This is a genomic window from Phenylobacterium sp. (genome assembly GCF_036501465.1).
Lineage (GTDB): Bacteria > Pseudomonadota > Alphaproteobacteria > Caulobacterales > Caulobacteraceae > Phenylobacterium.
Map to the genome: position 1 here is coordinate 45261 of NZ_DASYAF010000091.1, position 22084 is coordinate 67344.

General features: G+C 69.0%; 23 protein-coding genes. 11 read left to right on the forward strand and 12 right to left on the reverse strand.

Going from position 1 to position 22084, the window contains the following annotated elements:
• Positions 1-68 precede the first annotated feature (68 nt).
• Positions 69-422 (reverse strand): hypothetical protein, encoded by a 354-nt coding sequence (locus tag VGL85_RS09815; RefSeq protein WP_331588568.1) that lies wholly within the window; start codon positions 420-422, stop codon positions 69-71.
• Between the two features lie 306 nt (positions 423-728).
• Here VGL85_RS09815 and VGL85_RS09820 point away from each other — a divergent pair, with 306 nt between their 5' ends.
• Positions 729-3083 carry a PAS domain-containing sensor histidine kinase gene (locus VGL85_RS09820; protein WP_331588570.1) on the forward strand — a complete coding sequence of 785 codons (2355 nt, stop codon included), beginning with the start codon at positions 729-731 and terminating at the stop codon, positions 3081-3083.
• Entirely contained in the window at positions 3073-3705 is a 633-nt protein-coding gene (locus VGL85_RS09825) for a response regulator transcription factor (protein WP_414695220.1), read from the forward strand. The genes VGL85_RS09820 and VGL85_RS09825 overlap by 11 nt, the downstream gene beginning before the upstream one ends.
• Before the next feature lie 18 nt (positions 3706-3723).
• Here the strand turns inward: VGL85_RS09825 and VGL85_RS09830 are convergent, their stop codons facing one another.
• The 4 genes from VGL85_RS09830 to VGL85_RS09845 all read right to left on the reverse strand — a co-directional run bounded on the left by VGL85_RS09830 (position 3724) and on the right by VGL85_RS09845 (position 8768).
• Positions 3724-4434, reverse strand: coding sequence for a PEPxxWA-CTERM sorting domain-containing protein (locus VGL85_RS09830; protein WP_331588574.1), 711 nt, complete (start codon positions 4432-4434; stop codon positions 3724-3726).
• A gap of 131 nt (positions 4435-4565) precedes the next feature.
• Positions 4566-6179, reverse strand: a complete 1614-nt coding sequence (locus tag VGL85_RS09835) for an MDR family MFS transporter (RefSeq protein WP_331588576.1) — start codon at positions 6177-6179, stop codon at positions 4566-4568.
• A gap of 124 nt (positions 6180-6303) precedes the next feature.
• Positions 6304-6960 carry a YbhB/YbcL family Raf kinase inhibitor-like protein gene (locus VGL85_RS09840; RefSeq protein ID WP_331588578.1) on the reverse strand — a complete coding sequence of 219 codons (657 nt, stop codon included), beginning with the start codon at positions 6958-6960 and terminating at the stop codon, positions 6304-6306.
• Positions 6961-6983: 23 nt separating this feature from the next.
• Positions 6984-8768 carry a c-type cytochrome gene (locus VGL85_RS09845; protein ID WP_331588580.1) on the reverse strand — a complete coding sequence of 595 codons (1785 nt, stop codon included), beginning with the start codon at positions 8766-8768 and terminating at the stop codon, positions 6984-6986.
• A gap of 56 nt (positions 8769-8824) precedes the next feature.
• On the opposite strand from VGL85_RS09845, the gene VGL85_RS09850 reads away from it, so the two are divergent.
• From VGL85_RS09850 to VGL85_RS09860, 3 genes are all read left to right on the forward strand, one after another.
• Entirely contained in the window at positions 8825-10549 is a 1725-nt protein-coding gene (locus VGL85_RS09850) for a cytochrome c biogenesis protein DipZ (protein ID WP_331588582.1), read from the forward strand.
• Positions 10550-10664: 115 nt separating this feature from the next.
• Positions 10665-10820 (forward strand): hypothetical protein, encoded by a 156-nt coding sequence (locus tag VGL85_RS09855; protein ID WP_331588584.1) that lies wholly within the window; start codon positions 10665-10667, stop codon positions 10818-10820.
• A gap of 2 nt (positions 10821-10822) precedes the next feature.
• Positions 10823-11083: a hypothetical protein gene (locus VGL85_RS09860; protein ID WP_331588586.1), complete on the forward strand. Its 261-nt coding sequence runs from the start codon at positions 10823-10825 to the stop codon at positions 11081-11083.
• Positions 11084-11104: 21 nt separating this feature from the next.
• Here the strand turns inward: VGL85_RS09860 and VGL85_RS09865 are convergent, their stop codons facing one another.
• The 4 genes from VGL85_RS09865 to VGL85_RS09880 form a co-directional block, all read right to left on the reverse strand.
• Complete coding sequence (locus VGL85_RS09865; RefSeq protein WP_331588588.1) at positions 11105-12061, reverse strand: aldo/keto reductase family protein; 957 nt, start codon at positions 12059-12061, stop codon at positions 11105-11107.
• Positions 12062-12160: 99 nt separating this feature from the next.
• Positions 12161-12553, reverse strand: a complete 393-nt coding sequence (locus VGL85_RS09870) for a putative quinol monooxygenase (protein WP_331588590.1) — start codon at positions 12551-12553, stop codon at positions 12161-12163.
• Positions 12554-12561: 8 nt separating this feature from the next.
• A complete protein-coding gene (locus VGL85_RS09875; protein ID WP_331588592.1) occupies positions 12562-13122 on the reverse strand; it encodes a DUF1003 domain-containing protein in 561 nt (186 codons plus the stop codon).
• Between the two features lie 76 nt (positions 13123-13198).
• The gene (locus tag VGL85_RS09880; RefSeq protein WP_331588594.1) at positions 13199-14155 is read right to left on the reverse strand and encodes a cell wall hydrolase; all 957 of its coding nucleotides are present in this window, start codon (positions 14153-14155) and stop codon (positions 13199-13201) included.
• A gap of 410 nt (positions 14156-14565) precedes the next feature.
• Here VGL85_RS09880 and VGL85_RS09885 point away from each other — a divergent pair, with 410 nt between their 5' ends.
• A complete protein-coding gene (locus tag VGL85_RS09885) occupies positions 14566-14760 on the forward strand; it encodes a hypothetical protein (protein WP_331588596.1) in 195 nt (64 codons plus the stop codon).
• A 181-nt stretch (positions 14761-14941) separates the two neighbouring features.
• On the opposite strand, the gene VGL85_RS09890 is transcribed toward VGL85_RS09885, so the two are convergent.
• Positions 14942-15913 carry a hypothetical protein gene (locus VGL85_RS09890; protein WP_331588598.1) on the reverse strand — a complete coding sequence of 324 codons (972 nt, stop codon included), beginning with the start codon at positions 15911-15913 and terminating at the stop codon, positions 14942-14944.
• A complete protein-coding gene (locus VGL85_RS09895) occupies positions 15913-16254 on the reverse strand; it encodes a PadR family transcriptional regulator (RefSeq protein WP_331588600.1) in 342 nt (113 codons plus the stop codon). Before VGL85_RS09895 ends, VGL85_RS09890 begins: the two co-directional genes overlap by 1 nt.
• Positions 16255-16391: 137 nt before the next feature.
• Between VGL85_RS09895 and VGL85_RS09900 the strand changes: the two genes are divergently transcribed.
• Positions 16392-17339, forward strand: a complete 948-nt coding sequence (locus VGL85_RS09900) for an alpha/beta hydrolase (protein ID WP_331588602.1) — start codon at positions 16392-16394, stop codon at positions 17337-17339.
• A gap of 28 nt (positions 17340-17367) precedes the next feature.
• On the opposite strand, the gene VGL85_RS09905 is transcribed toward VGL85_RS09900, so the two are convergent.
• Positions 17368-17760 (reverse strand): hypothetical protein, encoded by a 393-nt coding sequence (locus VGL85_RS09905; RefSeq protein WP_331588604.1) that lies wholly within the window; start codon positions 17758-17760, stop codon positions 17368-17370.
• An 85-nt stretch (positions 17761-17845) separates the two neighbouring features.
• Between VGL85_RS09905 and VGL85_RS09910 the strand changes: the two genes are divergently transcribed.
• From VGL85_RS09910 to VGL85_RS09925, 4 genes are all read left to right on the forward strand, one after another.
• Complete coding sequence (locus VGL85_RS09910; protein ID WP_331588606.1) at positions 17846-19015, forward strand: serine hydrolase domain-containing protein; 1170 nt, start codon at positions 17846-17848, stop codon at positions 19013-19015.
• 85 nt (positions 19016-19100) lie between these two features.
• Positions 19101-21365 carry an excinuclease ABC subunit UvrB gene (uvrB, locus tag VGL85_RS09915; RefSeq protein ID WP_414695222.1) on the forward strand — a complete coding sequence of 755 codons (2265 nt, stop codon included), beginning with the start codon at positions 19101-19103 and terminating at the stop codon, positions 21363-21365.
• 78 nt (positions 21366-21443) lie between these two features.
• Complete coding sequence (locus VGL85_RS09920; protein ID WP_331588608.1) at positions 21444-21629, forward strand: type II toxin-antitoxin system VapB family antitoxin; 186 nt, start codon at positions 21444-21446, stop codon at positions 21627-21629.
• Complete coding sequence (locus tag VGL85_RS09925) at positions 21626-21982, forward strand: type II toxin-antitoxin system VapC family toxin (RefSeq protein ID WP_331588610.1); 357 nt, start codon at positions 21626-21628, stop codon at positions 21980-21982. Before VGL85_RS09920 ends, VGL85_RS09925 begins: the two co-directional genes overlap by 4 nt.
• The last annotated feature ends 102 nt before the right edge of the window (positions 21983-22084 follow it).

Consider the following 22084-nt stretch of genomic DNA (forward strand, 5'->3'; position numbering starts at 1 on the left):
GCGTGCTCGTCCGCTCGGACGCATTTGAGGCGTTCTACATACGTAGTCTTCCGGAACCCCCGTGCGCTTCAGCGATGCGATGAGATCGCAGCGATCAGGTCGGCGGCGACGAAGGGCATTTCCAGGATGGCGATCCGGGAGGCGTGCCCGATGACGCCCAGCAAGCTGCGGCGATCGCCGGTGATCAGGACCGTCAGACCGGGCCAATCGCGGGATCGCAGCTCTTCGACGAGGGCGAGTGGTTCTTGCGCTCGCGCCGCCGGATCGACGATCAGCACGGCCGCGGCGTCGACCGGCAGGCGATCCAGGCTCTCCTCGGGTTCGAAGAGCGTTGGGGCCAGGCCCGCAGCCAGCAAGGCGATCTCCAGCGAGGACGCGATGGCCGCATCCGCGAGGACGACAATGGCCTTGTCCTTCTTCATGCAACCGCCGGCGTACGCCCCGCCTGCGCGGCCGACGCCCTGTGAGCGTCGCCGGTCAGGCCCGTGACGGTAGGCAGCGTGGGAGCGGCGGGCCTACCCGGGGATTCTACGGAGCAGACGGCTGGGATGACCTGGGGATTGAAACGCAATGTCCCGCTGATGCAGATGTTCGAATACCAGGTTATCTTAAGAGCTCGAGACCGGCGCCGTGGGCGGGTGCAAGGCCTGCGTCAATAATCGCCATGGCCTGCGTCCTGCGGGCGTGACCTAATGCTCGCCGACAGACGGGCTCGGGGGGCGTTTGACTTGGCGCTCGCGCTAGGGTTGCGTAATCCGAAACGGATAGCGATCTTCATCGCGCTCGGCGTCGCCGCGACCGCGCTTGCCGCCATGATCGGCTGGCAGATCGGCAGCGTCTTCCTGATCTCGGTGGTGGCCGGAGCGGTCGCCTTGTGGCCCGCCACCGCCGTGGCCCTGATGGCGGGCGCCGGCGGCCTCGCCTCCGCCGCCACGGGCCGTCGCCGGCTGCAGGTCTTGACCGGCGGCCTCCTGTTGGCGGCCTGCGCGACATGGCTGTGGGCCGACGCGACGCATCAGCCGCTGCCGATCGATCTGGCCTTGTTCCGCGACCGGGTGCTGGTGGAGAAGCCGGCGCCGCTCTGGCCGGGCCGCCCCAGCATCATCACCAGCGTGGTCATCGCCCTGTTCGCCGCGTCGCTGCTGGGGATCGGGGCGCGCTCGTCCCGGTCACGCGCGATCGCGGTGCACGCCGCGAGCCTCGGCGCCCTCGTCGCCAGCCTTTCGGCCCTTCCCTATCTCCTGCAGGACCCGTCCCAACTTTCGGTCCTGCACCAGGATCTTCGCATCGCGGTGAACACCACCGTCGCGGTCGGCGCGCTCTGCGTCGGCGCCTTGATCCTGATGCGCGACACCGGCTGGCTGCGCGTTGTGACCGGCCGCGGCGAGCAAGGCCGCATCGCGCGGCTGCTGGCGCCGGTCGCCCTGATCCCGGTCGCGATTGGGTCCGTCACCAACATCGGCGTGCGCGAGGGCTTCTATGGCTCAGACGTGCGGATGCTGCTGATCATCGTGCTGAGCGCCTGCGCCCTGCTCTTCCTGGCGTTCTGGGCCGCGCGGATGCTCGGCCGCGAACGTCAGGATCGCGACAGCCTCGCCGACGCGCTGGAGCGCTCCACGGTCATCGTCTGCACCCCGGACGGCCTTGTGCAGCATTGGTCCAAGGCCTGCGAAACGCTCTACGGCTGGACGGCCGCCGAAATGGTCGGACGACAGGTCGGCGACCTGATCAGCGCTGAGACGGAGGAGGCGCGCGCCACCATTCGCGCCCTGCTCCAGCGCGACGGCGAATGGCGGGGCGAGCAGCAACATCGCACCCGCAGCGGCGAGATCCGCTGGGTCGCCAGCCATCTGGTGCGGCTGGACGGCGGTTTGGACGGCGGGGCGCGCATCGTCGCCACCTTCACCGACGTCACCGAGACGAGACGGGCGAGCAATTCGCTAAAGGAAAGCCAGGAACGGCTGAAGCTCGCGGTCGAGGCCTACGACATCGGTATCGCCGACGCCGACATCGCCGCGCGCACCCTGGTCGCCGAGGACGGCTTCGAGCGGCTCCTGGGCTACGAGCCGGGCGGCCTCGAGGGCAGCCTGGACAAGCTGAACAGCCTGGTGGTGGCCGCCCAACCGGGTCGCAACGACGTAATCGCCGCCCATCTTCCGCAGCAGAACAACGACGAGATCCGGATGCGGCGGGCCGACGGCGAGGAACGCGACTTCCTTGGCGTCCGGCGGCTCTTCTATTCGCCCGAGGGCGCGCATGTGCGGACCATCGGCATCTACCGGGATGTCACCGAGGAGCGCCGGGTGGAGCGGGAGCTGGCGCTGCGGGACGGCCGGTTGGCGGAGCTGCGCACGGAACTGGCCCATGTCTCGCGGCTCAGCGCCATGGGCGAGATGGCCGCCGCCCTGGCCCATGAACTGAACCAGCCGCTGACGGCGATCGGCAATTCGGTGGGCGCGCTGAAGATGATGCTGGCGGACGGCGGCAAGGCGCTGGACGACACCGCGCGCGGTCGCGTGGCGCGCGCCGCCGACCAGGCCGAGGGCCAGGCCGTGCGGGCTGGCGAGATCGTGCGGCGGCTGCGCGAGTTCATCGCCCGCGGCGAGGCCGACACCCGGATCGAGCCCCTCGATCAACTGATCGAGGACGCCGTGGCCCTGGCCGCGCCAAACGCCAAGGCTGCCGACCTCGACGTCCGCCTGAACCTGTCGTCCAAGGCCCAGCGGGTGCTGGCCGATCGGATTCAGATCCAGCAGATCCTGGTCAACCTGATCCGCAACGCCGCCGAGGCGGTGGCGTCCACCGCGGGGCCGCGGGTGCTGACGGTCTCCACAACTGTCAGGAAGGGCATGGCGGAGGTCGCCGTCCGCGACAGCGGCCCGGGCGTGCCACCGGACCTCGCCGAGCGCCTGTTTTCGCCATTCGTCTCGACCAAGAGCGACGGCATGGGCGTCGGATTGTCGATCTGCCATCGGATCGTGGAGGCCCATGGCGGACGGATGTGGCTCGCGCCATCGGCGTGCGGCGCCGACTTCCGGTTTACTCTCCCCCTGGCTTCGAAGGAACTGGCCCATGCCAGATAGGCGAACAGTGCACGTGATCGACGATGATGATGTCGTGCGCGAGTCCGCCGAGCTGCTGCTCGAGGCCGCCGGCTTCGCGGTGACGAGCTATCCGTCCGGCGTCGACTTCCTCGCCCGGCTCGACGGCGCGCCGGCGGGCTGCGTCCTGCTGGACATCCACATGCCGAAGATGGACGGCCTGGAGGTCCAAAAGCGGCTCGCCGATCGCGGCGTGGCCTGGCCGGTCATCGTGCTCACCGGCCAGGGGGACATATCCATCGCGGTCCAGGCGATGAAGAACGGGGCCATCGAATTCCTCGAAAAGCCCTACCTCAACCAGGTGCTGCTCGACGCGGTCGCCATGGCCTTCGACAAGCTGGAGACGACCACCCAGGACCGCCAGCAAGCGGCCCGGGCGCGGGAGCTGGTCGCCGAGCTGACCGGACGAGAGCGCCAGGTGATGCAGGCGCTGCTCACCGGCCTGCCCAACAAGCTGATCGCCTATGAACTCGACATCAGTCCGCGCACGGTCGAGGTGTACCGGGCCAATGTGATGGACAAGCTGGGTGCGCGAAGCTTGTCGGCGGCCGTGCGGATCGCGCTTTCCGCCGACCTGGAGCCTTACGTCCCCACGCGCCACTGAGCCTACAGCGTCGCCGGCTCATGACGTGGCGGGCAGTCCCGCCCGCCGCCGGCGGAGCGAGGCCCCCGCAAGGCCGAAGCCCACCAGCATCAGCGCCCAGGTCGATGCCTCCGGCACGCCGCCAACAGCGTTCGGAACACCGTCGCTGAGCTGCAGGCTGTAGATTCCGTTGGGGTCGTTCTCGACGAACATGAACGGGTCAAGCGAGGCGGTTCCCGAGCCGCCGAAGCCCGTCCCTGCGTCCACGTCCAGGTGGATGTGCCCGACCTCGCCCGAGACGGCGGAAAAGTCGATCGTGCCGCTGAAAATGCCGCCACCGTGGGCGCATGCGGTCGCCTCGGGAAGCGGCGAGGAGCAGATGCTGAACCCGCTGCTTTTGACGGAATCGAACCAGACGACCTGGGCGTGGCTCGAGCCGCCGCCGGTCAGGTCTGTCTCCATGAGCGTGGTGAAGCCAACGGTGACGACATCGCCCGCGGTCCCGCCGCTGACCAGGAAGTCGTAGTCCGCCGTAGCGTCCGCGAAGTTGCCCTCGCCGGCGCTCGCGGTCGCGCTCAGCAGGACGAAGGGCGTGGTCTTCACCGAGGCCGCCGAGCCGACGGCGCTGCAGGCCGAGACGCCGGTCACGTTGCCGGCATCGCACTCGACGCTGGTCGTATAGGCGCCGAGCACCGGCGGATCCGACGCTTGCGCCTGGCCCGCGGCTCCAAATCCCATCAGCAGCGCCATCAGCGCTCCGCTGGTCACCAGCCTGTTCATCACAGAACCTCCCTTTGGCTCCCCAACCGGAAGGCACTCAAACACTGCGTTCGGCGAACGGCAACATCATGCCCGTCAAAGGCGAGCGTGCATCTTGGCGGCTAGAGGTGCGCCTCGGCGGGGATCACGGTGTCCGGATCCTTCTCCTCCTTGGACGCCTGGGCGCCCATGAAGCTGCGGTCGCGCATGGGGATGTTGGGGATCAGCAGGGTGACCAGCAGCGCCGCGGCGACGACGTAGATCCCCAGGAAGAACACCCCGGTGATGGCGTCGGAGATAATCACCCGGATGAACTCCGGCAGGATTGTCGGCGCGCCGACATGCGCCGCCCCGCCCATGGCGCGCAGCTTGCCCACGTCGACGCCGGGCATGATCTTGCCGAGGCCGGTGTTCAGGTTGGCGGTCAGGAAGGTGCCGAAGATCGCCACCCCCATGGTCGAGCCGATCTGGCGGAAGAACTGGCTGGACGAAGTCACCACCCCCAGCTGGTTCAGGGGCATGGCATTCTGGATGGCGAGCGAGAACAGGCTCTGGCCCGGGCCCAGGCCGATGCCCAGCACCAGCATCCGCCAGGCGAGGTCGAGGCGGCTGGTCTCGGCGGTCATGCGGCTCAGGAACCAGATGCCGGCGAAGGTGACCACCAGGCCGCCGATCATCAGGGCCTTGTACTTGCCGGTCTGGGTGACCAGGCGGCCTGAGAGGATCGAGGACGAGAAGATGCCGATCATCAGCGGCAAGGTGGAGAGCCCGCTGGTGGTCGCCGCCACGCCCTGGCCGAGTTGCTGGAACAGCGGCAGGAAGGCCACCGTGCTCATGAACGACATGGAGACCAGGAAGCCCGCCAGATTGGCGGTGGAGAACACCCGGTTCTTGAACAACTCCATCGGCAGGATCGGGTCCGACGCGAACCTCTCGGCGAAGATGTAGCCGATCAGACCCGCGGCCGAGCCGGCGAACAGCCCCAGCACCTGCGGCGAGGTCCAGGCGTACTGGTGGCCGCCGAAGGTCAGCGCCAGTAACAGCGGCACCACCGTGGCGATGATCAGGGCCGAGCCCACGAAGTCGATCTTGCCCTTCGCCTGGTGGCTCATCTTCGGCATCTTCACGATGATCATGAACAACGAGAGCAGGCTGAGCGGCAGGTTGAGGTAGAAGACCCAGCGCCAGCCGGCGATCACATGGCCCGCCAGGCTCACCGTGCCGTGGTCGGTGAAATAGCCGCCGATCAGCGGGCCGATGGTGCTGGAAAGCCCGAAGACGGCGCCGAACATGCCGCCGATCTTGCCCCGTTCGCGCGGCGGATAGAGGTCGCCGATGATTGCGAAGGCGGTGGTGAACAGCGCCCCGCCGCCGATCCCCTGGATGGCGCGGAACACGATCAGCTGGACCATGCCGCCGCCGATCAGCGGCATCGGCCCGAACTCACCGGAGAGCCCCGACAGCCACGAGCCGGCCAGGAAGAAGGTGATGCCGGCCAGCAGCACGGGCTTACGCCCGAACAGGTCGCCCAGCTTTCCCCAGATCGGCACCATCACCGTGGACGACAGCAGGTAGGCCGTGGTCACCCAGGAATAGAGCGCCAGGCCGTTCAGCTCGGCGATGATCCGCGGCATGGCGGTCGCCACGATCGTCTGGTCCAGCGCCGACAGCAGGAAGACGATGGCCACGCCCCACAGCGTGACCCGCTTTTCGATCTCGGTGAATTCCTGGCTCACGGAAAAGCGCCCCCCACGCCGAATCCCAGCTGCATAAACTAGGTACGGCGTACGGAGTTACAAGGCCGAGTGTCGCAGCCGGCGAGATTCCTCCTCCCCTTGTGGGAGGAGGCTCTGAGCGAACCTATTGCTTCGGCGTCGCCGCAGCCGCCGGCCGAGGCGCGGGCGGCGGGGCGTTGGGGTCGGCGATGCCGTGGCCGACGACTTCGCCGGCGGCCAGCACATGGCCCTCCATGGCCTTGGTGATCACGGAGAAGTCCGTGCCCGGGTCCGGCAAGGTGGTGTCCAGCGCGAAGATCTCGAAGTGGTAGTCGTCGCCCGGGCCGGGCGGTGTGCGCGGGCCGGTGTAGGGCTTGGCCGCGCCCATGTAGTTCGGGCCGTAGGACGAACCCGCCGGATTGCCGGTGGGCGCCATGCCGGCGTCGAGCTTGGTGACGCTGGCCGGGATGTTGATCAGGGTCCAGTGCAGGATCGGCGCGCCGCGCAGGATGAGCGTGTTGTCCTGCATGATCAGCGCATAGGACTTGGTCCCCGCCGGCCCCTTGGACCAGCTCAGGCCGGGGAAGGTGTTGGTCCGGTACTGGGTGTTCTCGAAGGGGATCTGCTCGCCCGCCTTGAAGGCCGGGGTGGTGACCGTGAGCTTGGCCTTGCCTGGCATCATGTCGAGCACGGTCTTGGCGTCGGCGTCGCCGGGGTTCGAGCGGTGCACCTGGGCGAGCGCCGGGGCGGCGGCCAGGGCCAAGGCTGTGGCGCAGAGCGCCAGGCGGAGCGTGGTGTTCATCGGGTTTCCTCCCTCAAGGAACTCTATTTCTTGGCGTGGCCGACAGCCCAGACATAGGCCGCCACCGCGTTCAGGTCGTCATCGGAAAGCTGCGCCCCGCCTTCGGGCGGCATGGGGCTGCGGTACTGCTTGGGCGCCGGCACGCCCTTGGCGATCAGCGTCTTGATCGAGCCCAGGCTGCCGTCGGTCCAGATCGGGCTGCCGGTGTTGAGCGGCGGGCCCACCGGGCCGCCGGCCGCGTCGGCGCCGTGGCAGGCCCCGCAGGAGCCGCCCTTGAACACCGCCTGCCCGTGGGCGACCTGGGCGGCCGTGGCGCCGTCCGGAACCAGGAGGCTCGCGGTTTCACCCGCTCCGGCGGCGGGCGCCTGGGTTTCGTAGGTCGGCTGCGGCGCGCTCTGCAGCGGCGCGCCCGCGGCGCCCTGATAGGTCACCTTCCAGATGCGGCCCTTGGTGTCCTCGGAGATGTAGAGCGCGCCGTCGGGGCCGACCGCGACCCCGGTGGGCCGGAAGATCGCCTTGCCCGAGGCCTTGTTCGGGCCCGCGAAGCCGTCGGCGAAGACGATGTAGTTCCCGCTGGCCTTGCCGTCCTTCAGCGGCTGGAAGACCACGTTGAAGCCGTCCTGCACCGCGGGCGAGCGGTTCCACGAGCCATGGAAGGCAATGAAGGCGCCGCCGTGGTAGGCCGCCGGGAACGCCTTGGCGTTGTAGATGGTCATGTCGTTGGGCGCCCAGTGGGCCGGGAAGGCCGCCACCGGTGCGGTTTTCTGTGCGCAGACACCGACCGCCTTGCCGCCGTCGCCGCCGTATTCCGGGGCCAGCACCAGCTTCTTCTGGAAGTTGTCGTAGTAGCAGTTGGGCCAGCCGAAATCGGCGCCCTTGGTTTCCAGCACCAGTTCCTCGGACGGCAGCTCGACGGTCTGCTTCACGTCCGGATAGAGCTTGCCCCAGTTCTGGATCAGCTGGTCCCGCCCATGCTGCGTCGCGTAGAGACGCCCGGAACTGTCGAAGGACAGGCCCATGCCGTTGCGCAGGCCGGTGATGTAGCGCTCGGCCGGCGAGAATTTCTGGTCGAGCGTGTCGGCGGAATAGAGCCAGGTGCCGCCGCGGGTCTCCTTCTCGACGCAGGGCTCCGCGCCCGGGATACCCGGCTGGCGGTTCTTCGGCTGGCAGGAGTTGGTGGCCGTGCCCATGTCGATGAACATCTGGCCCTTGGCGTTGATCGCGAAGGGATGCATCGGGTGGTCGCCGCCCAGCGGCATGCCCGAGACCACCACCTCCGGCTTGCCCATGGGCACGTCGGCGCCCTTGGCCAGCGGATAGCGGACGATCTCGTCGTTCATCTCGGCATAGACGGCGTTCTTGTAGAGGCCGATGCCGGTGCCGCCCTTGGAGCCCTCGGCCGCGGTCAGGCCGAAGCGGCTGACCTTGTCGGCCTTGCCGTCATGGTTGGTGTCCTGCAGGGCGATCAGGAAGCCGGCCGGGTCCGGCTTGGTCCCGCGGAAGTAGGACGAGCCGTTCCAGGTGTTGGCATAGACCGTGCCGTCGGCCGCCACCACGATGTGGCGGGTGTTGCCCAGGTCGTCGGCGAAGATGGTGGCGCAGAAGCCGGGCGGAAGGGTGATCCCGATGTCCTTGTTGCAGGCCCCGCTGGCCGCGGCCGGTGCGGGCGCCGCGTGAGGCGCGCCATGGATCGCCAGACCCGCCAGCGCCCCGCTCGCGGCGAAGGCCGCGACGCCCAGCATCAGAGATTTCAGCCGCTTCCCGTGTGCGATTTCCCGGCCCATGGTCTCGTCCCTCGCCTCGCCCATCGTTATGTAGTTCGACTTCCTATCGTGTCGCCGCACGCCCTGAAAGACCTGCCTGCATGCTGCTGTTCATCCTAGCCTATCTGGGCGGCGCCTTGACCATCGTCAGCCCGTGCATCCTGCCGGTGCTGCCCTTCGTGTTCGCCCGCGCCGATCGGCCGTTCGTGAGGAGCGGCCTGCCGCTGCTGATCGGCATGGCGGTGACCTTCGCCGCGGTGGCCAGCCTGGCGGCGGTGGGCGGCGGCTGGGCGGTGCAGGCCAATAGCGTGGGCCGTATCGCGGCGCTGGCGGTGCTGGCCGCCGTTGGCCTGCTGCTGCTGTTCCCCGCCCTGGCCGACCGTGCGACGCGGCCGCTGGTGGCCCTGGGCGCGCGGCTCTCCGAGCGATCGTCGGGGCCGGACGGCGGGATCGGCGCCTCGCTGCTGCTGGGCGTGGCCACGGGCCTGCTGTGGGCGCCCTGCGCCGGGCCGATCCTGGGGCTGGTGCTGACCGGGGCGGCGTTGCAGGGGGCGAGCGTGGGGACCTCCGTCCTGCTCCTGGCCTACGCGGCTGGCGCGGCGACGTCGCTGGCGCTCGCCCTGCTGGTGGGCGGGCGCGTGTTCGCGGCCATGAAGCGCTCGCTGGGGGCCAGCGAATGGGTGCGGCGTGGCCTGGGCGTGGTGGTGCTGGTCGCCGTGGCCGCCATCGCCTTCGGCTTCGACACCGGGGTGCTGACCAGGCTGTCGCTCGCCAGCACGTCGAAGCTGGAACAGGGCCTGCTCGACAGGCTGGGCGTCGGCCCGAAGAACTCGGTCGCCGTGGCTGAGGGGACCCCGTTGCCGGTGGAGGGCCAGATGCCGTCGCTGGCCGGGGCCACCGCATGGATCAACTCCCCGCCACTCACCCGCGAGAGCCTGAAGGGCAAGGTGGTGGTGGTCGATTTCTGGACCTACTCCTGCATCAACTGCCTGCGCTCCCTGCCCTATGTGGAGGCCTGGGCGAAAAAGTACGCTGACAAGGGCTTGGTGGTGATCGGCGTCCACGCCCCGGAGTTCGCCTTCGAGCACGACCTGGCCAACGTCCGCCGCGCGGTGAAGGACCTGGGCGTCACCTATCCGGTGGCGGTCGACAACAATTCGGCGATCTGGAACGCCTTCCACAACAGCTACTGGCCCGCCCACTACTTCATCGACGGCCAGGGCCGCATCCGCGCCCACCATTTCGGCGAGGGCGACTACGACGGCTCCGAGCGGATCATCAAGCGCCTGCTGGCCGAGAACGGCGCCACAGGACTCACCGGCCGGACCGTGCAGGTGGCGGGCGGCGGCGCCATGGCGAGCGCTGACGTCCACGACGAGCTCTCGCCGGAGACCTACGTCGGCTATGAGAAGGCGGCCGGCAACACCAACCGCAACGGGCTGATCCACGACAAGCGCACCGACTACATGCCGGTCACGCCGGGCGCGCGCAATCACTGGACCTTCGACGACGTCTGGACGGTGGGCGCCGAGCACGCGGTTTCCGGCGCGCCGGACGCCGGCATCGTCTATCGCTTCCACGCCCGCGACCTGCACCTGGTGTTGGGGCCGGGCCCCGATGGCAAGCCGGTGCGCTTCCGTGTGCGGCTGGACGGCAAGCCGCCGGGCGCGGACGCTGGCGTCGACGTGGCCGCCGACGGGACCGGCGTGGTCACCACCCAGCGGCTCTACCAGCTCGTGCGCCAGAAGGGCCCGGTGAAGGACCGCACCTTCTGGATCGACTTCCTGGACCCCGGCGTCGAGGCCTTTGCCTTCACGTTCGGCTGAGCGCCGCCCCCGATCGCGTCGCATGCCATGCGGAGATTTCCGGCTTTCGTGATACCAGCGGCGGCTCGCGGCCTCAGGGACGCGGACTTTCCTCCCAGACGACGAGAGAAATGCTGTGGCGCGCAAGCCGAACTACCAATTCGAGCGACAGGAACGCGAGCGGGTGAAGGCCGCCAAGCTCGCCGAGAAGGCCGCAGCCAAGCGCCGCGAGCGCGAGGCTGCCGAGGCGGCGAAACAGGCCCAGGGCGACGCCTCCGAGGCGGAGGACTAGGCGTGCAGGCGGGCGTCAGCTTCAACCATCAGACAGTGGAACTCGATGGCGAGGCCTTCGAGGACTGCACCTTCTCGGCCTGCCGGCTGGTCTATGCGGGCGGCGAGCTTCCGCAGTTCGACCGTTGCCGCTTCGAAGACTGCGACTGGCGGTTCGAGGAGGCCGCGGGCCGGACCCTGGCCTACCTGAAGCTGATGTGGGGCGTGGGCGCCAAGCCCTCCGTCCAGGCGGCGATCAAGGAGATCACCATCGTCGGGCGGTGAAGGCCCGGCCCGAGCTCTTCCCTATCGCGCGGTTTCGCGGCGCACTTCGGCGACGATCGCCTCGGCCCGGGCGAACAGCGCCGGATCGACCTTGAGGCCGCTGGCCGCGGCGTTGTCGTCCAGCTGGTCGGGACGGCTCGCGCCGACGATGGCCGAGGCGACGTTCGGCTCGCGCAGCACCCAGGCCAGCGCGAACTGGCTCATGGTGCAGCCGGCCTCGGCGGCGAGCGGCTTGAGCTTCGCCACCGCCTCCAGGATGTGCGGCTCGAGCCAGGATTTCATCGGCCCGCCCATGGAATCGCTGGCCGCGCGGCTGCCGGCCGGCGGCGCGGCGCCCGGCGCGTACTTGCCCGACAGGACGCCCTGGGCCAGCGGCGACCAGACGATCTGCGAGACGCCGTTGGCCGCGCTGATCGGGATCACCTTCTTCTCGGGGCGTCGGTAGAGCAGCGAATACTGCGGCTGGCTGGAGATGAAGCGCTCCGCGCCCGCCACCTTGAACGAGGCCTCGATCTGTTCCGGCGACCATTCGGAAAAGCCGATCCAGCGCGCCTTGCCGGCCTTCACCACCTCGGTCAGCGCCGCCATGGTCTCCTCCAGCGGCGTGTTCACGTCGTAGCGGTGGCACTGGTAGAGGTCGACGTAGTCGGTCTTCAGGCGCTGTAGCGAGGCGTCGATCTGCTTGAGGATCTGGGCGCGCGACAGACCCTGGTCGGTGTCGCTCATCTGGCCGAACACCTTGGTGGCCAGCACATAGCTGTCGCGCGGCCGGTCCTTCAGCGCCTCGCCCAGGAAGCTCTCGGCAGCGCCGCGGCCATAGACGTTGGCCGTGTCGATGAAGTTGATCCCGAGGTCGAAGGCGCGGTCGACGCAGGCCCGGGCCTTGTCCGCCTCCACGCCCACCCCGAAGGTGAGCCACGAGCCCAGGGAGATCTCCGAAACCTCCAGGTCGCTGGCGCCGAGCTTGCGGTATTTCATGGGGAGGCCTCCTGACCCGGAAAGGGCGGCGGGCATCAAACCCGCCGTCCCCGATCAGGACAAGGCCCAGTCCGCTTCCGCCCGAAGCGCAGCGCCAGCCTAGGCGGCCAGGCCTGCCCCACCGGCCGGTGCGGTCTCCGCCCGGGTCCCGACGCCGGCGATCAGCGCCCCGCCCTTGGCGATCGCCGCCCGAACCTGCGGCAGGCTGAGCGAGGCGGCGTGGCTGGCCTTGTCGCGCCAGACCTCCGTGATCCAGATGGCGTCCTCGCGGCCCGCGTCGCGGGCGACGACATAGGACAGGCAGCCGGGCATCGCGGCCGACGCCGCCAGCAGGATCGCGACCAGGTCGTCACGCCTCCCCGGCTGGGCGAACAGTTGCGAGATCAGGCCGTACATCGCGCCCGATTGCGCGGCGGCGCGGCGGGGCGCGAAGCCGGCGGCGGCCAGGACCGCGGTGGCCGAGGCGGCGACGGCGCGTCGGGAAACGGGCATGGCGCGGCCTATTTCTTCTTCTGGGTCGTTAGCTTCTCGACCTGGCCCTTCAGCAGGCGGATCGCCTCGTTCTGGCGCTTCAACAGCTCCAGCATCTGCTGCTCGCGCATGGCGTCGACCTTGTCGTGCAGGTGCATGATTTCCAGCTCGGCGCGCAGGTTGACGACGTAGTCGTGCTCGGCGGCCTCGCGGTCGCGGGCGGCGGCGCGGTTCTGGCTCATCATGATCACCGGCGCCTGGATGGCCGCCAGCATCGACAGCATCAGGTTCAGGAAGATGAACGGATAGGGATCGAAGACCGTCTTGCCCTTGGTCAGCAGGTTCCAGCCCATCCAGATGGTCAGGAACAGGCCGAAAGCGATGATGAAGCCCCAGGAGCCGCCGACCGCGGCCACATGGTCGGCCAGCCGTTCGCCGAAGGTGCGGTCGTCGTGCCGCAAGGCCTTGTCGACATTGGTCGGCGCCTCGTTGGCGATGAGGTCGATGACGCTGCGCTGGACGTCGTTCAGCTCTTCGTAGGAACAGCTCAACAACTGCCTGGAGAGTTCCTGATGCGCGTTTGCCGCCATGCGACGCCCTTCCCTGGAATGCAGGGCGCAAGCTGGCGGGGAAGGCGGCTCGGCGCAAGCCGACGCCGGCGCTGGGTCAGAAGTCGGCGGGCGCGCGGTCGCTTGCGGGTTCGGCGGACTTGTCGGCCGCGGCGGCGACCGGCGGCGGCGAAAGATGCGGCGTCCTGGCTTCGCCCGAGGCGGCCTGGCCGGCCAGCGGGCTGGCGACCGCGGTGGTGATCTCGGCGGTCTTCTCGAGCACCGCGCCGGCCAGGCGCAGGTTGGCGGCCGGGCTCATCGGCAGGCTGGCCAGCACCGGGCGATTGTCGGCGCGCCCGCCGGAGGGCCCGATGACCGCAGAGTGCGGGTTGGCCCGATAGAAGACGTGCAGGCCCACCTGGGCGACGCGCAGCATCTGCGCCCCCCAGACCGGCTGGACGCCCAGGGCATGGAAATGGGTGGCGTTGCCGATCCCGGCGGCCAGGGCCACGCCGGAGAGGGCGCGCTCGGCCACCTTGCGGGCCTTGTCCCAGGCGTCGGCCTCCAGGCCATGGCGCATGGAGCCGTCGCAGGCGAAGCTGAACTGGCAGCCGTGGGTCGCAGCCCCCTGGAACACCACGCCGCAGACGGTCTTGGGGAAGTTCGGATTGGCCAGCCGGTTCATCACCACCTGGGCGACGGCGGCCTGGCCGCGCGGGGTCTCGCCCCGGGCTTCGAAGTAGACGGCGTCGGTCAGGCAGTCGAGGTCGCGGGTAGCCTCCAGGGCCGAACCGCGGCGGCCTGCCGGCAGGCGCTCGCCCGGACGGCCGGGCCAGGCCTGGGCCGGGCCGGCGACGCCGTTGGCGGGGCCGTCGGCGGCGTTGAGATCGTGCGCGCGGGCCACCCGGACAGCGGCCGGGTCCATGCGTCCTATTTCGCGCTGCAACATGGTTTCCGACAGGCCGCCGCCTGCCGTTTCGGCGATCCGCACCGCCCGATGATGATCGGAAATGGCCTGCGCCATGCCCGCCGTCATGTAGCCGGCGCCCAGGGCCAGGCCGATGCCGGAGCCCATCAAAGCAGCGCCCAACGGCCCGCGCAACGCGGCGCGCGCCTGGAGAACTGAAATCAAAACAAGCGTGTCCTGCGCGACGAGGGCGTGGGCGCCCCCCGACCTGGTCGCCGCGGCCGCCCCTGCTCATGCTGGCGGTGGTCGCAGGCTCGCCTGGCCCGGACTCGAGGGGGACAGGCGACGGAAAATGGTGAAGGAGGTATGAACAGCTTCGGGCCGTTTGGCAAGCTTATATTGCGTTGCAACACAATAACGGCGTCATCCATCCAGATGTCCTGTTCCGGGAAACCGCCGCTAAGGTCCGCAATTCACGGGCCAATCTTGCCAGGGCCCAGCTTCGTCTCGCGCGCGTCTCGGAACCTCCCGCGAAGCCTGCCGTTTGTCTGGCCGACACACAGGAGGAGACCCAAGCCATGCGTAAGACCTTGAGCCTGATCGTCATCGCCGGCGCGTTCGCCGCACTGGGCGCCTGCGCCACCAACACCGAGGAGAAGGCCGCCGCCGGCGGCGCGGCTGGCGCCGTGGTCGCCGGCCCCGTGGGCCTGGCGGTCGGCGCGGCGGCCGGCACCGTGGCCGGCAAGGTGCAGGAAAACAACCCGCACAACTAAGCCGGCGCGGCGGAACGCGGATTTCCGGATTCGCGTCCGAATCTTAACCTTGGCCGTATAGTTTCCTAAGACCCGAAAGGGTTTGGGGGAGCTGTACGGCCGTGCGCCACATCCTGCTCGCGATCGCCGTCCTGGCGGCCAGCCTCCTGATGCTGGTCACCGGCGCGCGCGGGTTCTGAGGCTAGGCCTTGGCGGCCACGTCGGGCTGCGCCTGGCGCTGGCGGTAGCCCCGCCTCAGATCCAGCCCGACCTGCAGCAGCATGCCCAGGATCGCGACGCCGATCCCAACCCGCATCCCGAGGTCGAAGTTGGTCTGGATGATCGACAGGACCCCCGGCGAAATCAGCGGAGACCCCACCTCCACCCAGTGTCCGGCCCGGAACACCTCGACCAGGATCGCCACGCCGTAGAGATAGCGCCCGACGCGCAGACCGGTGTTGGTCCGCACCCAGGCCGGCCGGGCCAGGGCCACGAGATCGGCCGCGATCCCGAAGATCGCATAGGCCAGGATCGGCCAGTGCCAGGCGGCCCAGACCGGGGCCAGCGCCACCTGCAGATGGACCGGATAGGGGAAGAAATCCTGGAAACGGATCAGCCCCTGCCACCAGGCGATGAAACCCACATCGACGGCGATCTCCGCGACGATGCCGGCGCGCGGGCGCGTGGCGCGGTCCGGCGGCGGCAGGCGCGAGGGCTTCCAGTCGCGCAGGAAGCCCGCCTTGCCGAACCGTTCGAACGCGGCGAAGGCCAGGGTGATCGCGCCGAATACCGTCAAGGCGGTCGGAATGAGGTCCGGGGCGGCGTGCCGCGCGTCCGCCTGCGTCTTGCCGAGCAGGACGCCGATCGCCGTCAGCACCACCCAGACGATGGCCAGGATCGCCAGGCTCCACTGGATCGTGGTCAGCCAGAAGGGGAAGACTTCCGGCCCGATCAGCTGCTGGGTCTTGCGGTAGCGGGCGGCGACCACCAGCGGATGGCCGAATTCCAGCAGCAGGGCCTCGACATCCTGCCGGGTCAGCGGCCGGCCGAGCGCGGCCTCGCGCTCCTCCTGCCGGGACAGCAGCTCCTCGCGCAGCTCGCCCAGGATGTCGCCGGCCTGCGTGGCCGGCAGCTGGCGGCCGATGGCGGCCAGGTAGCGTTCGATGAGGTCCATCAGGCCTCTCCCTTCAGGATGTCGCCGATCGAGGCGTTGAGCGCGCCCCACTCCTGCGCCAGGCGGGCGAGCACGGTCCGGCCCTCGTCCGACAGGCGGTAGAATCGCTTGTTGCGCTTCTCCTCCTCCCGCCATTCGCTGGTCAGCAGGCCCTGGGCCTCCAGCCGGCGGAGCATCGGATAGAGCGCGCCTTCGTCGATCTCCACGCCGGCCTCGGCCAGGGCCTTGCGCAGGGTGTAGCCGTAGTGCTCGCGGCGCAGGTGGCCGAGGACGGCGAGGATCAGCGATCCGCGCCGCAGCTCCAGTCGGAGGGTTTCGTAGATGTCGCCTTCGGTCGGCATGCTGTGCATCATATACTGTGTGATACACACTGTCTAGCGCATAGTATGATCGCTGGGATCACGACGATCGCGGAGGCGCTTGTCGCTTACGCCGTAAACCGTGCTAGGGTCACTGCCTCAAGGGGAGGCTTCCAGACATGCGTGACCTGTTCTTCGCCGGCGCTCTGCTCGCGGGCGCCATGGCCCTGCCCGCCGCGGCGCTCGCGGCCGACGCCCACAAGCCCGCGCACGCCGCTTCCGCCAAGGCCGCCAGGTTCGAGGACCACTACGCCACCAACAACGGGGTGAAGATCCACTACGTCGCCGAGGGCCACGGCCCGCTGGTGGTGATGGTCCACGGCTTCCCCGACTACTGGGCGACCTGGAAGCCGCTGATGGCGACGCTGGCGGCCGACGGCTACCGGGCCGTGGCCATGGACAACCGCGGCTACAACCTCTCCGACAAGCCGCAGGGCGAGGCCGCCTACGCCATGCCGAACCTGGTGGGCGACGTGGCCGCGGTGATCGCCGCCGAGCACGCCAAGGACACCATCCTGATCGGCCACGACTGGGGCGCCTCGATCGCCTGGAACACCACCTTCGCCAGGCCCGAGCTGGTCAACAAGCTGATCATCTTCTCCGTGCCCCACCCGGCCGGGCTGGCGCGAGAGCTGGCCACCAACAAGGCCCAGCAGGCCAACAGCCAGTACGCCCGCAACTTCCAGAAGGAAGGCTCGGAGAAGAACCTGACCGCCGAGGGCCTGGCCGGCTGGGTCAAGGACCCCAAGGAGAAGGCCGGCTACATCGAAGCCTTCAAGCGCTCCGACTTCGGCGCGATGATGAACTACTACCGCGCCAACTATCCGAAGGGCGTGGGCGACAGCGCCGCCCCGCCGCCGCAGACCCCGATGGTCAATGTGCCGGTGCTGGTGATCCATGGCATGAAGGACACCGCGCTGAACGCCGCCGGCCACAACGGCACCTGGGATCACGTCACCAAGGACACCACCATCCTGATGATCCCCACCGCCGGCCACTTCGTGCAGCACGACGCCCAGGACCTGGTGGACCGGACGGTCAAGGACTGGCTCGACGCGCGGCGGTAGCGCCTAGGGCCTCCCCTTCAGGGGGATCTTACGGCGCGAAGCTCGACCGGATCTTCACGCCCCAGTGGCCGTCCTGGCGGTCCACGACGTAGATCGAATCGAAGCCGCCGATCACCGAGCCGTCCTTGCGGTAGCGGATGAAGCGGGTGTCGATGTGCACCTTGTCCGGCCCGGCATGGATCACCTGGCGGCGCTCCCAGGCCGAGTGGTCCCATTCGGCCAGGGCCCCGGAGGTGAACCGCTCCGGCGTCAGGTCGCCCTTCTCGAGGAGCACCAGGCCCCGGCTGGCCAGGCGCGCGGTCGGGAAGTTGAAGGTGTCCCGCCAGGCTGGGATGTCGCGGGCGTTGAAGGCCGCCATGAAGGCGTCGAGCACGCCCTGGGCGGCGCGGATCGCCTGGGCGGTCGGATCGTCGTCGGCCATGAAGTCCTCCGCAGCACGACGAGAGCATTGCATGGCGCGCGCCTGTGGCCACAAGCTCAGCCGGGAAGTTCTGGGAGGCGGAATCATGGATCTCGATCGGCGCGCCTCGCTCGCGGGGCTGCTGAGCCTGGCGGCGAGCCCGGCCCTGGCCGCGGCGAAGACCGCCAAGGCGGCCGGCGGGGCCAAGACCCCGGATCACTGGGCTGAGATCGACGCCACGGCGAAAAAGCTGGTCGCCGACCGCGCGATCCCCGGGGTCTCGATCCGCGTCGCGCGGCGCGGGACGCCGCTGTTCGTCAAGGGTTACGGCTGGGAGGACATCGAGACCGGGACGCCGATGAGCCCTGCCGCGGTTTGCCGCATCGGCTCGATCACCAAGCAGTTCACCGCCAGCGTGATCCTGCAACTCGCCCACGAGGGCAAGCTCAGTCTCGACGACAACCTGGCCGTCTACCTGCCCGACTTCCCCAACGCCCAGCGGCTGGGCCTGCGGCGGATGCTCAGCCACACCTCGGGCCTGGGGAACTACACCGCGGTCAGGCCCGACCTCTTCCTGCAGGCCAGCCGCACCGATCGCGACACCGCCCAGCTGGTCGAGGCCATGAAGCCCACCAGCGAGAAGCTGGCCTATGAGCCGGGGACCGACTGGCGCTATTCGAACACCGCCTATGTCCTGCTGGGCGTGGTGATCGAGAAGGTCACCGGCATGGCCTACGCCAAGGCGATGGAGGCCCGCCTGTTCGCTCCGCTCGGCCTGCGCCACACGGCGGTGGACGACGCGGCGATGGTCGTGCCGAACCGGGCCAGCGGCTACTCGAACGACAAGAAGGCCGAGAGCGGCTTCGACAACGCCTCCTACATCGCCATGAGCTACCCCGGCGGCGCGGGCAACATCCGCTCCACGACCGGGGACCTCTGCGCCTGGCACGCTCAGCTTCTGGGCGGCAAGGTGCTGGACCCCGGCTCGCTCAAGGCCATGCTCACGCCGGTCACCCTCAACGACGGCAAGCTGCCGACCACGCCCGACGGCAAGGGTGGCAAGGCCGACGTCCACTATGGCTATGGCGTGTCCCTTGACCCGCACGAGGGCCACCCCACCGTCGGCCACGGCGGCGGCATCCAGGGCTTCGCCTCCTACATCGAGACCTTCACGGACCTGGGCGTCACCTGGGTGACCCTGACCAACACCGACAGCCCGCCGCGCGACTGGAGCCATCTGCAGGAGGCCGTGCGCAAAGCCGCCGCCACGGCCTGACCTGCTGCCAACCTGTTGTCAGCAACCGCGCGCCACGGCGTCGCGGAGGGTGGCGCCGCGCCGGGAGAAAACCTACCTTCGGGCCATGGCCGCTCCTCCCGTCACCACAGCGCCCGGCGTCGCCGACATGTCGGCCTCGTTCGACTACGACGAGCACACCATGCCGATGCTGTGGAAGCCGCATCGGCCGGCGCGGCCGGACAAGTCGGAAGGCGGCAAGCGCTTCAAGCTGGTCAGCGACTACCAGCCGGCGGGCGACCAGCTCACCGCCATCCCCGAGCTGGTGGCCGGCGTCAGCGCGCGCGAGCACGACCAGGTGCTGTTGGGCGTCACCGGCTCCGGCAAGACCTTCACCATGGCCAAGGTGATCGAGGAGACCCAGAGACCCGCCCTGATCCTGGCGCCCAACAAGACGCTGGCCGCCCAGCTCTACAGCGAATTCAAGAGCTTCTTCCCGGAGAACGCCGTCGAGTTCTTCGTCTCCTATTACGACTACTACCAGCCCGAGGCCTACGTCCCGCGCACTGACACCTACATCGAGAAGGACTCATCCATAAACGAGCAGATCGACCGCATGCGCCACTCGGCGACCCGGGCGATCCTCGAGCGCGACGACGTGATCGTGGTGGCCAGCGTCTCCTGCATCTACGGCATCGGCTCGGTCGAGACCTACACGGCCATGACCTTCACCCTGGTGCCTGGCCAGCGGATCGACGAGAAGCGGCTGATGGGCGACCTGGTGGCCCAGCAGTACAAGCGCAACGACCAGGCCTTCGAGCGCGGCGCCTTCCGGCGGCGCGGCGACACCCTGGAGATCTTCCCGGCCCACTACGAGGACCGGGCCTGGCGCATCAGCCTGTTCGGCGACGAGATCGAATCCATCACCGAGTTCGACCCGCTGACCGGCCGCAAGACCGCCGACCTGAAGGGCGTGAAGATCTACGCCAACAGCCACTATGTGACCCCGCGCCCGACGCTCAACCAGGCGGTCAACCAGATCCGCGTGGAGCTGAAGGAGCGGCTGGACTGGCTGGTGGCCAACGGCAAGTTGCTGGAAGCCCAGCGGCTCGAGCAGCGCACCACCTTCGACCTGGAGATGATCCAGGCCACCGGCTCCTGCGCCGGCATCGAGAACTACAGCCGCTACCTGACCGGCCGCCGGGCCGGCGAGCCGCCGCCGACCTTTTTCGAATACATCCCCGACAACGCCCTGCTGTTCGTGGACGAGAGCCACCAGACGGTGCCGCAGATCGGCGGCATGTACCGCGGCGACTACCGGCGCAAGTTCACGCTCGCCGAATACGGCTTCCGCCTGCCCTCGGCCATCGACAACCGGCCGCTGAAGTTCGAGGAGTGGGACGCCATGCGGCCGGACACGGTGCATGTCTCCGCCACGCCCGGGCCGTGGGAGATGGAGCGCGCCGGCGGCATCTTCACCGAACAGGTCATCCGGCCCACCGGCCTCATCGACCCGCCGGTGGAGGTGAAGCCCGTCGCCGCCGACGGCTTCTCCCAGGTCGACGACGTCATCGACCAGGTGCGCCAGACCGCGCTGCGCGGCTACCGCAGCCTGATCACCGTGCTCACCAAGAAGATGGCCGAGGACCTCACCGAATACATGCACGAGCAGGGCCTGCGCGTGCGCTACATGCACTCCGACGTCGACACCCTGGAGCGGATCGAGATCATCCGCGACCTGCGGCTGGGCGCCTTCGACGCCCTGGTCGGCATCAACCTGCTGCGCGAGGGCCTGGACATCCCCGAGTGCGGCCTGGTGGCGATCCTCGACGCCGACAAGGAAGGCTTCCTGCGCTCGGAGACCAGCCTGATCCAGACCATCGGCCGCGCCGCGCGCAACATCGACGGCCGGGTGATCCTCTACGCCGACACCGTCACCGGCTCCATGGAACGCGCCATGGCCGAGACCAAGCGCCGGCGCGAGAAACAGGAGGAGTGGAACGCCGCCCACGGCATCACGCCGGCCAGCATCAAGAGTTCGATCAAGGACATCCTTGCCTCGCCCTACGAGAAGGACCGCGTCACCGTCCCGGCCGGCGTGGCCGAGGACGGCGCCAAGCCGTTCCTGGGCGACAACTTCAAGGCCACGCTCAAGGACCTGGAAGGCCGCATGCGCGAAGCCGCCGCCAACCTGGAGTTCGAGGAGGCCGCGCGCCTGCGCGACGAGGTCAAGCGCCTGAAGCTGCTCGACCTGGAGTTCGCCGCCGACGCCCTGGCCGGCGCCGGCCAGACCGGCGACCGCGAGGCCGTGAAGGCGGTCCGCGCCGAGGCCCGGGCCGAGAAGGCGCAGGAGATGCGCAAGATGCGGGGCCGGCGACGGAAGGGGCCTTAGGGCTAGGCTTCTTTTGTTTCGAAGGCATGGAATTCGACATCACTTGATGCTATTTTCCGTGCATGAACGGAGCGGACCATGCGGACCACGATAGCCCTTGACGACGATCTGATGGTCACCGCTCAGGCGCTGACCGGCGTACGGGAGAAATCGGCGTTGGTGCGCGAGGGGCTTATCGCCCTCATCCAGCGGGAGAGCGCGCGCCGGCTCGCGCGACTGGGCGGCAGCGAGCCGCAGCTTGAGGTTCCGTCCCGGCGGCGATGATCCTCGTCGACACCTCCGTATGGGTGCATCACCTGCGCAACGGCGATCCTATGCTGGCCGCCTATCTGGACGCGGGCGAAGTGCTTGGTCATCCCCTGGTGATCGGCGAACTGGCCATGGGGAACCTGGGCCGGCGAGCCGAAGTGCTGGGATCGTTACGCGCCCTTCCCGCCGCGCTGATCGCCACGGAGGATGAGGTGATGGAGTTCATCGACCGGGAGCGGCTCTATGGCCGGGGCGTCGGCTATGTCGATGCTCATCTGCTAGCGTCCGCGCGGCTCACCCCGGATACGCGCCTCTGGTCCTTCGACCGGCGCCTCGCGGACCTCGCCATCCAGATGGGTCTCGCCTAGCCGACTCCCCGAGCTGCCAAAAATGTTCAGTACCCCGCGGGAGGACTTGGGGTGAGGATCGAGGGCCGTGCGTCCGCCGTCAGGCGCATTCCACGGCGACGC

Bases quoted from the DNA above. Each gene is read 5' to 3' on its own strand.
- VGL85_RS09815 (WP_331588568.1), bottom strand. From the start codon at position 422: ATGAAGAAGGACAAGGCCATTGTCGTCCTCGCGGATGCGGCCATCGCG.
- VGL85_RS09825 (WP_414695220.1), top strand. From the start codon at position 3,073: ATGCCAGATAGGCGAACAGTGCACGTGATCGACGATGATGATGTCGTG.
- VGL85_RS09830 (WP_331588574.1), bottom strand. From the start codon at position 4,434: ATGGCGCTGCTGATGGGATTTGGAGCCGCGGGCCAGGCGCAAGCGTCG.
- VGL85_RS09840 (WP_331588578.1), bottom strand. From the start codon at position 6,960: ATGAACACCACGCTCCGCCTGGCGCTCTGCGCCACAGCCTTGGCCCTG.
- VGL85_RS09845 (WP_331588580.1), bottom strand. From the start codon at position 8,768: ATGGGCGAGGCGAGGGACGAGACCATGGGCCGGGAAATCGCACACGGG.
- VGL85_RS09850 (WP_331588582.1), top strand. From the start codon at position 8,825: ATGCTGCTGTTCATCCTAGCCTATCTGGGCGGCGCCTTGACCATCGTC.
- VGL85_RS09865 (WP_331588588.1), bottom strand. From the start codon at position 12,061: ATGAAATACCGCAAGCTCGGCGCCAGCGACCTGGAGGTTTCGGAGATC.
- VGL85_RS09870 (WP_331588590.1), bottom strand. From the start codon at position 12,553: ATGCCCGTTTCCCGACGCGCCGTCGCCGCCTCGGCCACCGCGGTCCTG.
- VGL85_RS09875 (WP_331588592.1), bottom strand. From the start codon at position 13,122: ATGGCGGCAAACGCGCATCAGGAACTCTCCAGGCAGTTGTTGAGCTGT.
- VGL85_RS09880 (WP_331588594.1), bottom strand. From the start codon at position 14,155: ATGGGCTCCGGCATCGGCCTGGCCCTGGGCGCCGGCTACATGACGGCG.
- VGL85_RS09885 (WP_331588596.1), top strand. From the start codon at position 14,566: ATGCGTAAGACCTTGAGCCTGATCGTCATCGCCGGCGCGTTCGCCGCA.
- VGL85_RS09890 (WP_331588598.1), bottom strand. From the start codon at position 15,913: ATGGACCTCATCGAACGCTACCTGGCCGCCATCGGCCGCCAGCTGCCG.
- VGL85_RS09895 (WP_331588600.1), bottom strand. From the start codon at position 16,254: ATGCCGACCGAAGGCGACATCTACGAAACCCTCCGACTGGAGCTGCGG.
- VGL85_RS09900 (WP_331588602.1), top strand. From the start codon at position 16,392: ATGCGTGACCTGTTCTTCGCCGGCGCTCTGCTCGCGGGCGCCATGGCC.
- VGL85_RS09905 (WP_331588604.1), bottom strand. From the start codon at position 17,760: ATGGCCGACGACGATCCGACCGCCCAGGCGATCCGCGCCGCCCAGGGC.
- VGL85_RS09910 (WP_331588606.1), top strand. From the start codon at position 17,846: ATGGATCTCGATCGGCGCGCCTCGCTCGCGGGGCTGCTGAGCCTGGCG.
- uvrB (WP_414695222.1), top strand. From the start codon at position 19,101: ATGGCCGCTCCTCCCGTCACCACAGCGCCCGGCGTCGCCGACATGTCG.
- VGL85_RS09920 (WP_331588608.1), top strand. From the start codon at position 21,444: ATGCGGACCACGATAGCCCTTGACGACGATCTGATGGTCACCGCTCAG.
- VGL85_RS09925 (WP_331588610.1), top strand. From the start codon at position 21,626: ATGATCCTCGTCGACACCTCCGTATGGGTGCATCACCTGCGCAACGGC.